Origin of the sequence: Streptomyces alfalfae (assembly GCF_004127445.1) — a bacterium.
GTDB classification, from domain to species: domain Bacteria; phylum Actinomycetota; class Actinomycetes; order Streptomycetales; family Streptomycetaceae; genus Streptomyces; species Streptomyces alfalfae.
Genome location: NZ_QEXM01000051.1, coordinates 149,812 through 165,242, shown reverse-complemented (window position 1 = coordinate 165,242; position 15,431 = coordinate 149,812). Strand labels below are relative to the sequence as shown.

Annotated in this window: 12 protein-coding genes; 6 read left to right on the top strand and 6 right to left on the bottom strand. The window is 70.8% G+C overall.

Features of this window, described 5'->3' with window-relative positions; all coding sequences use genetic code 11:
* Positions 1 to 5: 5 nt before the first annotated feature.
* Complete coding sequence (locus DCW30_RS32750; RefSeq protein WP_076686748.1) at positions 6 to 1,247, bottom strand: NYN domain-containing protein; 1,242 nt, start codon at positions 1,245 to 1,247, stop codon at positions 6 to 8.
* Between the two features lie 333 nt (positions 1,248 to 1,580).
* Here DCW30_RS32750 and DCW30_RS32745 point away from each other — a divergent pair, with 333 nt between their 5' ends.
* Positions 1,581 to 1,760, top strand: coding sequence for a hypothetical protein (locus DCW30_RS32745; RefSeq protein WP_062781209.1), 180 nt, complete (start codon positions 1,581 to 1,583; stop codon positions 1,758 to 1,760).
* A gap of 88 nt (positions 1,761 to 1,848) precedes the next feature.
* Here DCW30_RS32745 and dnaE read toward each other — a convergent pair whose 3' ends face one another.
* Positions 1,849 to 5,391, bottom strand: coding sequence for a DNA polymerase III subunit alpha (gene dnaE / locus DCW30_RS32740; RefSeq protein ID WP_062781207.1), 3,543 nt, complete (start codon positions 5,389 to 5,391; stop codon positions 1,849 to 1,851).
* Between the two features lie 301 nt (positions 5,392 to 5,692).
* Here dnaE and DCW30_RS32735 point away from each other — a divergent pair, with 301 nt between their 5' ends.
* From DCW30_RS32735 to DCW30_RS32720, 4 genes are all read left to right on the top strand, one after another.
* Positions 5,693 to 7,021, top strand: a complete 1,329-nt coding sequence (locus DCW30_RS32735) for a DUF2252 domain-containing protein (protein ID WP_076686747.1) — start codon at positions 5,693 to 5,695, stop codon at positions 7,019 to 7,021.
* A 90-nt stretch (positions 7,022 to 7,111) separates the two neighbouring features.
* Positions 7,112 to 7,798: a hypothetical protein gene (locus tag DCW30_RS32730; protein ID WP_076686746.1), complete on the top strand. Its 687-nt coding sequence runs from the start codon at positions 7,112 to 7,114 to the stop codon at positions 7,796 to 7,798.
* 43 nt (positions 7,799 to 7,841) lie between these two features.
* Positions 7,842 to 8,642, top strand: coding sequence for a DsbA family protein (locus DCW30_RS32725; RefSeq protein WP_062781201.1), 801 nt, complete (start codon positions 7,842 to 7,844; stop codon positions 8,640 to 8,642).
* 97 nt (positions 8,643 to 8,739) lie between these two features.
* Positions 8,740 to 10,428 (top strand): alkaline phosphatase D family protein, encoded by a 1,689-nt coding sequence (locus tag DCW30_RS32720; RefSeq protein WP_076686745.1) that lies wholly within the window; start codon positions 8,740 to 8,742, stop codon positions 10,426 to 10,428.
* Between the two features lie 16 nt (positions 10,429 to 10,444).
* Here the strand turns inward: DCW30_RS32720 and DCW30_RS32715 are convergent, their stop codons facing one another.
* Positions 10,445 to 11,014 carry a dienelactone hydrolase family protein gene (locus DCW30_RS32715; RefSeq protein ID WP_076686744.1) on the bottom strand — a complete coding sequence of 190 codons (570 nt, stop codon included), beginning with the start codon at positions 11,012 to 11,014 and terminating at the stop codon, positions 10,445 to 10,447.
* Between the two features lie 73 nt (positions 11,015 to 11,087).
* Here DCW30_RS32715 and DCW30_RS32710 point away from each other — a divergent pair, with 73 nt between their 5' ends.
* Positions 11,088 to 12,197: a mechanosensitive ion channel family protein gene (locus tag DCW30_RS32710; protein ID WP_076686743.1), complete on the top strand. Its 1,110-nt coding sequence runs from the start codon at positions 11,088 to 11,090 to the stop codon at positions 12,195 to 12,197.
* Positions 12,198 to 12,224: 27 nt separating this feature from the next.
* On the opposite strand, the gene DCW30_RS32705 is transcribed toward DCW30_RS32710, so the two are convergent.
* From DCW30_RS32705 to DCW30_RS32695, 3 genes are all read right to left on the bottom strand, one after another.
* Positions 12,225 to 13,811 carry a Na+/H+ antiporter gene (locus DCW30_RS32705; protein ID WP_062781193.1) on the bottom strand — a complete coding sequence of 529 codons (1,587 nt, stop codon included), beginning with the start codon at positions 13,809 to 13,811 and terminating at the stop codon, positions 12,225 to 12,227.
* A gap of 131 nt (positions 13,812 to 13,942) precedes the next feature.
* Positions 13,943 to 14,410 carry a GNAT family N-acetyltransferase gene (locus DCW30_RS32700; protein WP_076686742.1) on the bottom strand — a complete coding sequence of 156 codons (468 nt, stop codon included), beginning with the start codon at positions 14,408 to 14,410 and terminating at the stop codon, positions 13,943 to 13,945.
* Positions 14,407 to 15,348, bottom strand: a complete 942-nt coding sequence (locus DCW30_RS32695) for an RluA family pseudouridine synthase (protein ID WP_062781189.1) — start codon at positions 15,346 to 15,348, stop codon at positions 14,407 to 14,409. Before DCW30_RS32695 ends, DCW30_RS32700 begins: the two co-directional genes overlap by 4 nt.
* Positions 15,349 to 15,431 lie beyond the last annotated feature (83 nt).

Sequence of the window (15,431 nt, the reverse complement as noted above, 5' to 3'; positions counted from 1 at the left end):
CCGAATCAGTCTCCTGCGCGGTCCCCCGCGGTGGCGTGCTCGGCGGCCGTGCGCGCGTCGACCTCCCGCCAGAATCCCGCCCGGATCGCGTACCGGTCGTGCTCGTCGATCTGGTCGTCCTTGTGGGCGAGCAGGCCGAACCGCGCGGCGTACCGGAGGAGCTCGCCGTCGACGCGGTGCGGGATGCGGGGGTACATCGCCGAGAGCTTCTGCAGGTTGTGCTGCTCGGGCAGGCGCGCCATCCAGCGCCGCGCGAACACCTGTCCGACCTCGTAGGGGTCGCCGCCGACCGTGGTGATGTCCTCCTCCCGGTCGGCCCAGCGCTGCTCGGCCGTCGTGAGCTGGGCGAGGGTCGGCAGGGCCGCGGCCTCGGGGCCCTCGGGTGCGCCGCCGGGCCGCTCGACCCAGCCCTTGTCGGAGGACCAGCGCAGCGTCGCGTTGGGCGGGTGCTGCGGGGCCTGGACGCCCGGGGCGCGCAGGGCCGCCAGGTCCTTGGGGGTGGGCACGGCCTTGCCCGCGGGGCCGCGGTGCTCGGCGGTCCCCCGGCCGTTGGCCCCGGCTTCGGGGGTGTGTCCGGCGGGGGGCTCCTCCTCGGTGTGCTGCGCGGCGGCGGCGAGGGCGGACTCCGGGAGCGGCGCGGAGAGGATGGCGGCGATCTCGGGGCGCGGCACGGGCGGCGGCGCGCAGACGCCGGTCAGTTCCTTGGGGCGGACGGCCTTGGTGATCCAGGCCCGGTCGAGCACGCGCCGCTCGTCGGCCTCGGCGACGAGGTCCTCGGACTGGTTGTAGTCGCCGTCGGCGGCCTGCACGGCCCAGAGGTGGACGGCGACGCCGTGCTCCTTGGCGGCCATCATGCCGGGCAGCAGATCGCCGTCACCGGTGACGAGCACGACGTCGGAGCAGGCGCGGTTGCGGGCCAGCTCGGTCAGCTCGGCGTGCATGGCGGCGTCCACGCCCTTCTGCGCCCAGCGTCCGTCGCTGCGGGTCAGGGCGCCGAGGCGGACCGTCACGCGCGGCATGACGCGCAGCCGCCGGTGTTCGGGCTGCGGCACGCGGTCGGGGGCCCCGTCGAACCAGTAGATGCGCAGGAGCGGGCGTTCGGTGTCGGCTTCCGCGCGCTCGCGCAGGCCCTGGACCAGGGCGGTGTGATCGACGGTGATGCGGGATCTGGAGGGCTCTCCCGCGAGGAGACTCGCGGCCGCGCCCAGCAGATACCCGGCGTCCACCAGGACGATGCAGCGGTCCACGCGATCCACCCTCTTTCCCTGGAGATTCCCCGGCGTTCCCGGAAGTTCCTTTGAAAAGTGCCCGGAGGTTCCTGGACGTTCCCTCGAAGGCCCACGAACACACCCTGTTACGGCGACGAATCAGGGGTGCGGGTCCGCGTCGGGTTCTCCTTCGAGTCTGCCCGACCCGGCGGAGGTTAACGGGCGGAACTCGATCTTCGGCGTGGCGTGTCCACGGTTCCCTCACCGACACCCCTTATCACGCAGGGTAATTCTCTGAAATGCGTCAATTGTCCTCATATGCGAGTCTGAACGCGTCATGGCCCCCAGATCCCCTTCAGGAGGAAGATCACCATGGCCAAGAACAAGAATCGCAAGCAGGGCAGCCAGCAGGACCGCGCCTCGGCGTCGGAGCGGGCCACGGAGCAGGCCAAGACGTCTGCCATGGAAGCCGACTCGCGCATCCAGTCGCAGGCCCAGGGCAGCCCCGCTGATGTTGCCCGTAAGCACCAGCGTCGCTTCGGCCACAACTGACGGTCGTACAGGCACGCGTGAGGGGCGCACCCGCTTTCGGGTGCGCCCCTCGTCACGTTCACACGCGCGTGCCTCGCGGCGGCGTCCGTCAGCCCGCCAGGCAGGACGGGCCGAGCAGCACCTTCAGGTCGCCGAAGAGCGCGGGGTCGGGCTTCACGCGGTGCCGGTCCAGGCGCAGGACCGTCGTCTTCTGGGCGCCCTGCAGCTTGATGCGCACCTCGCTGTTGCCCCGGTGGTGGCTGAGGACCTCGCCGAGGCGGGTGACCATCGGCGGGCTGACCTTGACCGTCGGGATGGTGATCACCACGGGCGCGTTGGCGCCGGCGTTCGACAGGTCGGGGACCTGGAGCTCCATCGCGACGAGGCGGGGCACGTCCTCGCGCTTGTCGAGCCGCCCCTTGACGAACACCACGGCGTCCTCGACCAGTTGCGTCGACACCAGCTGGTAGGTGGCCGGGAAGAACATGCACTCGATGGAGCCCGCGAGGTCCTCGACGGTGGCGATGGCCCAGGCGTTGCCCTGCTTGGTCATCTTGCGCTGGAGGCCGGAGATGATGCCGCCGATGGTGACGACCGAGCCGTCGGAGAAGTCGCCGCCGGTGAGCTGGCCGATGCCCGCGTCCGCCTTGTCGGAGAGCACGTGCTCCAGGCCGAAGAGCGGGTGGTCGGAGACGTACAGGCCGAGCATCTCGCGCTCTTGGGCGAGCAGGTAGGTCTTCTCCCACTCGTCCTCGGAGAACTCCACGTCGAGCCCGAAGCCCGGCTCGTCGCCGCCGGTCTCGTCGCCCATGCCGCCGAAGAGGTCGAACTGCCCCTCGGCCTCCTTGCGCTTGACCGCGACCACGTTGTCGATCATCGGTTCGTACTGCGCGGTGAGGCCCTTGCGGGTGTGCCCCATGGTGTCGAAGGCGCCCGCCTTGATCAGCGACTCCGTGGTGCGCTTGTTGCAGGCGGTGGCCTCGACCTTGTCGAGGTAGTCGGGGAAGGAGGTGAACTTCCCCTTCGCCTTGCGCGAGCGGATGATCGACTCGACCACGTTCGTGCCGACGTTGCGCACGGCCTCCAGGCCGAAGAGGATCACGTCGTCGCCCTGGGCGGCGAAGTTGTGCACCGACTCGTTCACGTTCGGCGGGAGGACCTTGATGCCCATGCGCCGGCACTCGTTCAGATAGACGGCCGACTTGTCCTTGTCGTCCTTCACCGAGGTGAGCAGCGCGGCCATGTACTCGGCCGGGTAGTTCGCCTTCAGATAGGCGGTCCAGTAGGTGACCAGGCCGTACGCGGAGGAGTGCGCCTTGTTGAACGCGTATCCGGCGAAGGGGACCAGGACGTCCCACAGGGCCTGGATCGCCTCGTCGGAGTAGCCGTTCTTCCTGGCGCCCGCCTGGAAGAGGACGAAGTTCTTCTCCAGCTCCTCGGGCTTCTTCTTGCCCATCACGCGGCGCAGGATGTCGGCTTCGCCGAGGCTGTAGCCCGCGACGATCTGGGCGGCCTTCTGCACCTGCTCCTGGTACACGATGAGGCCGTAGGTGAGGCCGAGCGTCTCCTTCAGGGGCTCTTCGAGCTCCGGGTGGATCGGCGTGATCTCCTGGCGGCCGTTCTTCCGCTCGGCGTAGTTGATGTGCGAGTTCATGCCCATCGGGCCCGGCCGGTACAGGGCCGATACGGCGGAGATGTCCTCGAAGTTGTCGGGCTGCATCTGGCGCAGCAGCGAGCGCATCGGGCCGCCGTCGAACTGGAAGACGCCCAGCGTCTCACCGCGGCAGAGCAGTTCGAAGGTCTTGGGGTCGTCGAGCGGGAGCGAGAGCATCTCCAGGTCGATGCCCTTGTCGTTGCGCACCATCTTGACGGCGTCGTCCATGATGGTGAGGTTGCGCAGGCCCAGGAAGTCCATCTTGAGCAGGCCGAGCGACTCGCACTGGGGGTAGTCCCACTGCGTGATGGTCACGCCGTCGGTGTGCCGCGTCCACAGCGGGGCGTGGTCGACGATCGGCTCGCTGGACATGATCACGCCGGCCGCGTGCACGCCCATCTGCCGGACCAGGCCCTCCACGCCCTTGGCGGTGTCGATGACCTTCTTCACGTCCGGCTCGTTCTCGTACATCCCCCGGATCTCGCCCGCCTCGCTGTAGCGCGGGTGCTTGGGGTCGGTGATGCCGGAGAGGTCGATGCCCTTGCCGAGGACGTCGGCGGGCATGGCCTTGGTGAGGCGGTCGCCCATCGCGTACGGGTATCCGAGCACGCGCGCGGAGTCCTTGATGGCGTTCTTCGCCTTGATCTTGCCGTACGTGCCGATCATGGCGACCTTGTCGGCGCCGTACTTCTCGGTCACGTACCTGATCACCTCGACGCGCCTGCGCTCGTCGAAGTCGATGTCGACGTCGGGCATGGAGACGCGCTCGGGGTTGAGGAACCGCTCGAAGATCAGTCCGTGCGTGATCGGGTCGAGGTCGGTGATGCCCATGGCGTACGCGACGATCGATCCGGCCGCGGAGCCTCGGCCGGGGCCGACCGCGATGCCGTTGTTCTTCGCCCACATGATGAAGTCGGCGACGACCAGGAAGTACCCCGGGAACCCCATCTGGATGATGATGTCCATCTCGTACTCGGCCTGCTTCTGCCGGTCCTCGGGGACGCCGCCCGGGTAGCGGCGCTCCATGCCGCGGCGGACCTCCTCCTGGAACCAGGTGACCTCGGTGAAGCCCTCCGGGATGTCGAACTTCGGCATCAGGTCGCGCTTCTCGAACATGCCGGTGGTGTCGATCTGCTCGGCCACCAGGAGCGTGTTGCGGCAGCCCTCCTGCCAGGCGTCGGAGGAGTCGATGGCGTACATCTCGTCCGTCGACTTGAGGTAATAACCCGTGCCGTCGAAGCGGAAGCGGTCGGGGTCGGAGAGGTTCTTGCCGGTCTGGATGCAGAGCAGGGCGTCGTGGGCGGTCGACTCGTGCGCGTACGTGTAGTGCGAGTCGTTCGTCACCAGGGGCGGGATGCCGAGCTTCTTGCCGATCTCCAGGAGGCCGTCGCGGACCCGGCGCTCGATCTCGATGCCGTGGTCCATCAGCTCCAGGAAATACCGGTCCTTGCCGAAGATCTCCTGGTACTCCGCGGCGGACTTCAGCGCCTCGTCGAACTGGCCGAGGCGGAGCCTGGTCTGGAGCTCGCCCGAGGGGCAGCCGGTGGAGGCGATGAGCCCCTCCGACCACTGCGAGATCGTCTCCTTGTCCATGCGGGGCCACTTCTGCAGCCAGCCCTCCGCATAGGCGTCCGAGGAGAGCCGGAAGAGGTTGTGCAGCCCCGTCTTGTTCGCCGCCCAGATCGTCTTGTGGGTGTAACCACCCGAACCGGAGACGTCGTCGCGCTTCTGGTGCGGCTGGCCCCACTGGATCTTCCGCTTGTTCCTGCGGGACTCCGGCGCCACATAGGCCTCGATGCCGATGATCGGCGTCACGCCGGCCTTCTGCGCGGAGTGGAAGAAGTCGTACGCCCCGTGGAGGTTGCCGTGGTCGGACATGGCGATGTGCGTCATGCCCATTTCATTGGCCGCATTGAACATGTCCTTGAGCCGCGCGGCACCGTCAAGCAGCGAGTACTGGGTGTGCACGTGCAGGTGCGTGAAGGGCGGCTTGGTCACGGCGGAAGGCCTCCGAAGGAATGCTGCGGCGCGAAGCGGCGCCTCGGTCAGGGGTGGCGGTCGGGCGACGGGTGGGAGACAGCCTGCGGGCGGTCTGGGGGGACAGCGACGAAGTCTAATCCGGGGCGCCGACAACGGACGGGCACTCGGGAGTACGGTCGTGCGTTGGAAGGGCGGGAGGACCGCCCCCGGGGGGTGAAAAAAATCTCCGCCCCGCACGCACGTCCACCCCGCCCACAGGTTCTGTCCCGTAGCCCCGTCCCACCCCTTGTCACCACCCCGTATCAGGAGGCACCCAGCGATGTCGGTCCCGCAGCCCACGGCTGAGCAGCGCGGCGAGGAGATCCTCGCCGTCTTCGGCACGGCGTTCGGCGAGCTGCTTGCCGCGGACCCCGCCGCTTTCCGGGTCAAGTTCCGGAAGATGGCCTCCTCCGCCTTCGCGTTCTACCGCGGCACGGCCTCCCTGTTCTACGCCGACCTGGAGCGCGAGCAGCACGGCGGGCCCTACCTCGACGACCGCACGGGCCGGGTGTGGATCCACGGCGACCTGCACGCCGAGAACTTCGGCACGTACATGGACGCCCAGGGCCGCCTGATCTTCAACGTGAACGACTTCGACGAGGCGTACGTCGGCCCCTTCACCTGGGACCTCAAGCGCTTCGCCGCCTCCATGGCCCTGATCGGCTACTCGAAGGCGCTCAGCGACGAGCAGATCACCGACCTGGTGCGGATCTACGCCGCGGCCTACCGCGAGCGCATCCACGACCTCGCCACGGGCGCCAAGAGCGACGAGGTGCCGCCCTTCACGCTGGACACCGCCCAGGGACCCCTCCTGGACGCCCTGCGCGACGCCCGCTCCCTGACCCGCTTCGGGCTGCTCGACTCGATGACCGAGATCCGCGACTTCGAGCGCCGCTTCGCCGCGGGCGGCGGCTCCATCGAGCTCGACGCCGCCACGCGGTACAAGGTGCTCGCCGCCTTCGACGGCTATCTGGAGACCCTGCCGGAGTCCTCCCTGACCCGCCCCGACTCCTACCGCGTCAAGGACGTCGTGGGCCGGCGCGGCATCGGCATCGGCTCCGCGGGCCTGCCCTCGTACAACATCCTCCTGGAGGGCAACAGCGACGCCCTGGAGAACGACGTGGTGATCTACCTCAAGCAGGCGCAGACCCCGGCGGTCTCGCGCCACATCACCGACCCGGCGATCCGCGGCTACTTCCAGCACGAGGGGCACCGCACGGTCATCTCGCAGCGCGCGCTCCAGGCGCACGCCGACCCCTGGCTCGGCTGGACCGAGCTGGACGGCGCGGGCCAGCTCGTCGCCGAGGTCTCGCCGTACGCGGTGGACCTGGACTGGTCCGACATCGACGAGATCGAGGAGATCGCGTCCGTCGTCGCCGACCTGGGCCGCGCCACCGCCACGATGCACTCCGCCGCCGACGACGAGAGCGGGCACTCCGAGCTGGTGCCGTTCTCCACGGAGCGCGCCATCGACGCCGCCATCGCGGCCGACGAGGCGGGCTTCGGCGACCTGCTGGTGGACTTCGCGCACGCGTACGGCGCGCGGGCGCGGTCCGACCACCAGATCTTCGTCGACCTCTTCCGCAACGGCCGCATTCCGGGCCTGTAGGCCTCCGGAGGCGGCCCCGGGGGCCCATGCGGAATTCATAGGCCCCCTTTAAGGACCCCCTACAGGAACACGTGACACACTCCTGTCGCGATGGACATATCCGGGACCCAGCTACGAGCCGTGCGCGCGGCGCTCTTCACGGCACTCGCCGTGACGCTCTCCGCCGCGTCCCACGTGCTGCTCTCCCGGGTCCCTCTGCCGCTGACGACGGTCGCGGCGATCGCCGCCGCCGTCTTCGTCCTCGCGTACGCGCTGGCGGGCCGCGAGCGGGGCTTCGGGCGGATCGCCGCCCTGCTGATCCCGCTGGAGCTGGCCGCGGACACGGTGTTCACCGCGGGCCAGCACGTCTGCTACGGCGAGGCGGGCGGCCCCGTGGCGGGCCCCCTGCGCTCCGTCGGCTTCGACGTGCTGTGCGGCGGTACGCCCGTCGGCACGCCGCTGGCGCGAATGACCGCCGAGGGGCACGGCGGCGCCGCGGCCCTCATCGCCGACGCCGACCCGGGCGCCGCCTGGCTTCTCCTCGGGGCGCACGTCGGCGTGGGCCTCCTCGCGGCGGCCTGGCTGCGGCGCGGCGAGCGGGCGCTCGGCCAGCTGCTCGGCGCCGTCGCGGCGGCCACGTTCCGGCCGCTGCTGCTCGCGATCGCCCCGGTGGCGACCGCCCGGCCTCCCCTGCGGCGGCTGCCGCGCCCCGAGCGCCGGGCCCACGCCTTGCGCACGCGGCTGCTCGTGCACTTCGTCGGGCGGCGTGGACCGCCGTGCCGGGCCCTCACCGCCTGAGCACGTCACACCCCACGCAGTCATCCACACGGAGAAGCACATCATGAGCAAGCGCAACAGCCAGGCCGCCAAGTCCGCCGCCCGCGAGCGGATCCGCGCCCAGCAGGAAGCCGAGCGCAAGCGCGAGAAGCGCAAGCGGGCGACGATCGTCGGCGTCTCGATCGTCGCGGTCCTCGCGATAGCCGGCGGCGTCGGGTACGCGGTCATGCAGTCCAACGCGCCCTCGAAGTGGGAGGAGGCCGCCGACGCGAAGGTGGTCACCCCCGCGAACTCCTCGGGCAAGGACGGCACCACGGTCACCATCGGCGAGTCCGACACCAAGAACACGGTCCACCTGTACGAGGACCCGCGCTGCCCCGGCTGCGCCGCCATGGAGCAGTCCATCGGCTCCGCGATCGACAAGGGCATGAAGGACGGCGACTACAAGCTGTCCTTCACCATCGGCACGTTCCTCGACAACAACCTCTCGGGCGAGGGATCCAGGAACGCCCTCAGCGCGCTGGGAGCCGCCCTGGACGTCAGCCCCGAGGCGTTCCTGGAGTACAAGACCGCCCTGTACTCGTCGAAGTTCCACCCCTCGGAGTCCACCGACGACTTCGCGAAGGACGACTACCTGATCAAGGTGGCGAACTCCGTGGACACCCTCAAGGGCAACAAGAAGTTCAAGAGCGCCGTCGAGAAGGGGACCTTCGACCCCTGGGCCCTGAAGATGAGCGACTCCTTCCAGTCGGCCAAGGGCGTGGAGTCCACCCCGACCATCAAGGTCAACGGCAAGGTGATCGAGACGCCGAAGACCCCCGATGACTGGAAGGCCGCCCTGAAGAAGGCGGGCGTCACGAAGTAGCGGCCCGGGCGTCCCCGGTCAGGGGCGTGGCATCAGGGGGGCGAACTTGTCGAGTTCGCCCCCCCGGAGCGATTACCGCTGCGTAAGGTGATCGCCCGTGACCAGTCGAAACGATCTTCACCAGTCGCTCAACTCCCCGGCTCCCGACCGCCCGAGCCGCCGTACCGTCGTCAAGGCCGCCGCCGCCACCGCCGCGCTCGGCGTCCCGCTCGCCGCCGCCGTCCCCGCGCAGGCCGCGGCGGGGCCCGCCTTCCACCACGGGGTAGCCTCCGGGGACCCGCTGCCCGACGGCGTCCTGCTGTGGACCCGGGTGACGCCCACCCCCGACGCCGTGCCGGGGTCGGGCAAGGGGCCCGACGTCACGGTGCGCTGGGAGATAGCCGAGGACAAGGGGTTCACCCGGGTCGCCGGCCGCGGCAGCACCACCGCGCGGGCGGCCTCGGACCACACGGTCAAGGCCGATGTGAGGGGCCTGCGCCAGGCGGCCACCTACTACTTCCGGTTCTCCGTGAGCGGCGCGGACGGCGCCGGGGACGTCCACTCCCCCGTCGGCCGCACCCGCACCACCCCCGCGCACGACGCCGCCGCGCCGGGCGTCCGCTTCGGCGTGGTCTCCTGCGCCAACTGGGAGGCCGGCTACTTCTCCGCCTACCGCCACCTCGCGGCCCGCACCGAACTCGACGCGGTCCTCCACCTCGGGGACTACATCTACGAGTACAAGAGCGGCGAGTATCCCTCCGCCGAGAACGTCGTACGGCAGCACGAGCCGCGGCACGAGATCATCACGCTCGCCGACTACCGCACCCGGCACGGCGCCCACAAGACCGACCCCGACGCGCGGGCCATGCACGCCACGCACCCGGTCATCGCGATGTGGGACGACCACGAGTTCGCCGACAACGCCTGGTCCGGGGGCGGCGTGAACCACTCGCCGGAGACCGAGGGCCCCTGGGAGCGTCGCATGGCGGCGGCCAAGCAGGCGTACTTCGAGTGGATGCCCGTGCGCCCCTCCACCGAGGGCACCGTCTACCGCCGCGTCCGCTACGGCAAGCTCGCCGACCTGCACCTGCTCGACCTGCGGTCCTTCCGCTCCGAGCAGGCGGGCACCGGCAGCGGCGAGGTGGACGCCCCGGACCGCACGATCACGGGCCGCGCCCAGCTCGACTGGCTGAAGGCGGGCCTCGCCTCGTCCGACGCCGCCTGGAAGCTGGTCGGCACCTCGGTGATGATCTCGCCGGTCGCCTTCGGTTCGCTCCCGGCCCACCTCCTCGAACCGCTCGCGGAACTGCTCGGCCTGCCCAAGGAGGGCATCGCCGTCAACGTCGACCAGTGGGACGGCTACACCGACGACCGCAAGGAACTCATCTCCCACCTGCGGGACAACGACATCCGCGACACGGTCTTCCTCACCGGCGACATCCACATGGCGTGGGCGAACAACGTGCCGGTGAAGGCCGCCACGTACCCCCTGTCGCCCTCGGTCGCCACGGAGTTCGTGGTCACCTCGGTGAGCTCCGACAACGTCGACGACATGCTGCGCGTCGCCCCGCACACGGTCTCGCTGGTGGCCGTGGCCGCCGTCAAGGCCGCCAACCGCCATGTGAAGTGGCTGGACATGGACTCGCACGGCTACGGGGTCCTCGACGTCACCGCCGAGCGCTCGCAGATGGACTACTACGCCCTCTCCGACCGCACCGACCCCGACGCGACGTCCTCGTGGCTCCGCTCCTACCGCACGCTCAGCGGCACGCAGAAGGTCGAGCGGGTGCACGCCCCGGTGCGCTGAGGCTCCCGGGGAGCGGTCAGAGCGTCTCCAGGAAGCCGAGCGCCGTGCGCCACGTCACCTCCGCGGCCTGGGCGTCGTAGTCGTCCAGGCCGGGGTCGGTGTAGAGGTGCCCGGCGCCGGCGTAGCGGTAGACCTCCACGTCGGCTCCGGCCCTGCCCATCCGCAGGTACCAGGCGCTCAGCCAGTCGTCGGTCTCGAACGGGTCGGGCTCCGCCACGTGCAGCTGCACCGGCAGGTCGTCCACCGAGGCGTTCTCCGCGATGTCGGAGGTGCCGTGCAGCAGGAGCAGGCCGCGCGCTTTGGCGTCCCCGAGCGCCAGGGTCTGCGCGGTCGCGGCGCCGAGGGAGAAGCCCGCGTAGACGAGTCCGCGCTCGGAGTAGGGCGCGGCGGCGAGGATCGCCCTCTTCAGGAGCTCGTCCTTGCCGACCTCCGCGCTGTACGCCCTTCCCGTCTCGACGTCGTCGAACGTGCGGCCCTCGAACAGATCGGGGGTCCACACCTCGTGGCCCGCGGCGCGCAGCCGGTCGGCGGCCTCGTGCACGGCGGGCCGCAGGCCGTACGTCGAGTGGAAAAGCATGATGTTCATGAGGCCATCGTGCCATCCGGGACGACCCCCCTCCCGGGCCAGGCTTCGCGTCGGTGCCCCTACCCTCGAAGGCATGGAGAACGTACTGCGTCCGTTGATCGTGATCGGCGGCTCGGTCGTGCTCACGGTGGTCGTCGGCTGGCTGGCCGACGTGCTGTTGCGCCGAGCCGACGAACGGCATCACGAAACCCCGCTCTGGGGGCTGCTGCGCCGCTGCCGCGTGCCCCTCCACCTCACCCTGTGCACCGCCCTGCTGCGCGGCTCCTACGACCAGGCCGATCTCACCCGGCAGAACTCGAAGGCCGTGGGCCAGATCCTGACCCTCGTCCTCATCGGCTCCGCCGCCTGGCTGGTGATACGCATCTCCGCCGCGGTCGTCGAGTCCTCGTACGCCCGTTACGCGGCGGCCCACCGCGACCCCGCCCGGGTCCGCCGGGTGCGCACGCAGGTCACACTCATCCAGCGCGTGGTCGCGGCCATCGTCGGGACCGTGGCCGTCGGCGCGATGCTGCTGACCTTCCCCGCGATGAAGGCGGCGGGCACCTCGCTCCTCGCCTCGGCGGGCATCATCGGCATCGTCGCCGGTGTCGCCGCCCAGTCCACCCTCGGCAACCTCTTCGCCGGCCTGCAGATCGCCTTCGGCGACATGGTGCGCATAGGCGACACCGTCGTCGTGGACGGCGAGTGGGGCACCGTCGAGGAGATCACCCTGACCTTCCTCGCCGTGCGCACCTGGGACGAGCGCCGGATCACGATGCCCGTGTCGTACTTCACCTCGAAGCCCTTCGAGAACTGGTCGCGCGGTGGCGCGCAGATGACCGGCACCGTCTTCTTCCACCTGGACCACTCGGCGCCGGTCCACCAGATGCGCGAGAAGCTCAGGGACATCCTGCGGGACTGCGCGGCCTGGGACGGCCGCGACTGGGGCCTCGCCGTGACGGACACCACGCCGACCACGATGCAGGTACGCGCCCTCGTCACCGCGAAGGACGCCGACGACATCTGGACGGTGCGGGTCACGGTGCGCGAGCAGCTCATCCAGTGGCTGACCGCGCACCACCCCTACGCGCTGCCGCGGGTCACCACGGCCTTCGCCGAGCCGTCACCGGGCGCGAGGCCCTCCGACAACGGCCACGGCCCGCGCTCCTTCTACGAGCAGGCGCCGCGCACGGGCCGCGGCTGACCGCCCCCGCCGCCCGCGGTCCACGCCTCAGCGCAGACTGCGCACGTCCAGGTGGTGCAGCACCCGGTCCACGACCTCGGGGTCGGCGCCGGGCTCGCTGCGCGCCGCGAGGACCTCGTGGCGGGCGGCCGACATCATCTCGCGCTGGATGCGCTGCACGGCCTTGATGCGGTCCGCGCGCTTGGCGTACCGCTCGCGCCGCTCGTCGTCGATTATGTCGGGGCTGATCCTGGCCCCGATGTCGAAGGCGCCGCGCTGCAGCCGCTCCGAGACGTCCTCGGGCAGCTCCTCGACCTCCTCGATCTCCTTGAGGCGGCGCTTGGCGGCGCGGGCGGCGCGCAGCGCGAGGTCACGCTCGATCTCCCGCTCCACGTCGCCGTCGGCGCGCACCCCGAGCTTCTTGACCAGCAGCGGAAGCGTGAGGCCCTGCGCGACGAGGGTCGCCATGATGACGCAGAACGCGATGAAGACGATCTCGTCGCGGGCCGGGAAGGGAGCGCCGTCGTCCGTCGTGAGCGGAATGGCGAGCGCCAGGGCCACGGACGCCACGCCGCGCATGCCGGCCCACCACATCACGACGGTCTCGCGCCAGGTCGTCGGGATCTCCTCGTCGATGTCCCTGCGTTTGTGCAGCCGCTTGGCGAGCCACGTCGCGGGCAGCAGCCACAGCAGCCGTACGCCGACGACGACGCCCACGATCGCCGCGCCCCAGCCGGCCATCTCCCACTCACGGCCGCTCGCGACGCCGAAGACGTTGTGCAGTTCCAGGCCGATGAGGCCGAAGGCGGCGCCGGTCACCAGGGTGTCGACGATCTGCCAGAAGGTCTGGCCGGTGATGCGGCCGAGCACGTCGTCGGCGTCGGCGGCGTGCTCGGCGAGGTAGAGCGCGGTGGTCAGGACGGCGAGGACACCGGAGCCGAGCAGTTCCTCGGCGAGGACGTAGCTGACGAACGGCACGAGCAGGGACAGCCCGGTCTGCAGCGTGGCGTCGCCGAGCAGCCCCATGACCTTGTTGGTGATCCAGCCGAGGACGAGCCCCACCAGTACGGCGACCACGGCGGACAGCACGAGCTGGCCCACGGCGGACGGCCAGGAGAAGGTGCCGCTCACCGCCGCCGCGATCGCCACGTGGTAGAGGACGATCGCCGTCACGTCGTTGAAGAGGCCCTCGCCCTCCAGGATCGACACGAGCCTGCGGGGCAGCCCGAGCGAGCCCGCCACGGCGGTCGCGGCGACCGGGTCGGGCGGTGCGACGAGCGCCCCGAGCGCGACGGCCGCGGCGATCGGCAGGCCGGGCACGACGGCGCTGGCCACCGCGGCGACCACGGCGGTCGTCACGAACACCAGCGCCACGGCGAGCAGGAAGATGGGCCTCCGGTTGGCCGCGAACTGCCGCCAGGAGGTGCGCTGCACGGCGGCGTAGAGCAGCGGCGGCAGCACCAGCGGCAGAATGTAGTCCGGCGGGATCTCCACGTTGGGCACGAACGGCAGCAGGGCCATGCCGATGCCCGCCAGCGTCATCAGGACCGGCGCGGGCAGCCCCAGCCGGTCCCCGAGGGGCACGCTGACGACGGCACCCAGCAACAAGATGAGCAGCAGCGCCAGCTGGTCCACGGTGCGCCCTCCGGCGGTTCGTAACAGGGACGATCAGGACCTCAACCCTGCCACGCGGCGCCCGCGAACCGGATCAATGCCCCCCGTTTCCCCCCACGCGCCGACGGCCCGCGTTCGGGAGCCTCGGCCCCCTAGACCAGCGGCTTGCGCATCGCCCGGTGCGGGATGCCCGCGTCGGGGAAGACCGGGCCGTACACCTCGTACCCCAGACGTTCGTAGAAACCCAGGGCGTGGGTCTGGGCGTGCAGGTCCACCGCCGTCAGGCCACGCGCGCGTGCCGCGTCCTCGATGGCCGCGACCAGCCGCGCGCCGACGCCGAGCCCGCGCGCGGTCCGGCGCACCGCGAGCCGGCCGAGCGCCCCGATGCCGCGCTCCCCGCCGTTCTTGGCGGCAGCGGCGGCGCCGGTCAGGAGGCGGCCCGTGCCGAGCGGCGTGCCGTCGTCGCGCACGGCGAGGACGTGGACCGCGCCGGCGTCGTATGCGTCGTACTCCAGGTCCTGGGGGACCTGCTGCTCGACCACGAAGACCTCCTTGCGGACCGCGAAGCAGGCCTCCAGGTCGTCGGGGCCCTCGGCGACGCGGACCGTCACCTCGCTCACGAGCTCTCCGCCCGCACCCGGTCGAGGGCCTGCTGGAGGTCGTCGGGGTAGCTGCTCTCGAACTCGGCCCACCGGCCGTCGCCCGGGTGCTCGAAGCCGAGCCGGACGGCGTGCAGCCACTGGCGGGTGAGGCCGAGCCGCTTGGCGAGCGTGGGGTCCGCGCCGTACGTCAGGTCGCCGACGCAGGGGTGGCGGTGCGCCGACATGTGGACGCGGATCTGGTGGGTGCGGCCCGTCTCCAGCTTGATGTCGAGCAGGGAGGCGGCGCGGAAGGCCTCGATGAGGTCGTAGTGCGTCACGGAGGGCTTGCCCTCGGCCGTGACCGCCCACTTGTAGTCGTGGTTCGGGTGGCGGCCGATGGGGGCGTCGATGGTGCCGCTCATGGGGTCGGGGTGGCCCTGCACCAGCGCGTTGTACCGCTTGTCGACCGTGCGCTCCTTGAACTGGCGCTTCAGCGACGTGTACGCGCGCTCGGACTTGGCGACGACCATCAGGCCGGAGGTGCCCACGTCGAGGCGGTGCACGATGCCCTGGCGCTCGGCGGCGCCGGAGGTCGAGACGCGGTACCCCGCGGCGGCGAGGCCGCCGATCACGGTCGTCCCGGTCCAGCCGGGGCTCGGGTGCGCGGCCACGCCGACCGGCTTGACGATCACGACGATGTCGTCGTCGTCATGCACGATCTCCATGCCCTCGACGGGCTCGGCCACGATCTGCACCGGCGCGGCCGCCTGCGGCATCTCCACTTCCAGCCAGGCGCCGCCGTGCACCCGCTCGGACTTCCCGACCACCGAGCCGTCGACCGAGACCTTCCCCGCCGCGGCGAGCTCGGCGGCCTTCGTGCGGGAGAAACCGAACATGCGCGAGATGGCGGCGTCTACGCGCTCGCCCTCCAGGCCGTCCGGCACGGGCAGGGTACGGATCTCGGGAATCGTGCTCACCCATTGAGTATGCAGGAGCCCACCGGCACTCCCGCACCGCAGGCCTTGGCGGCGGGCCCGCCGCTGGGCCGCGCCGGGGGCCT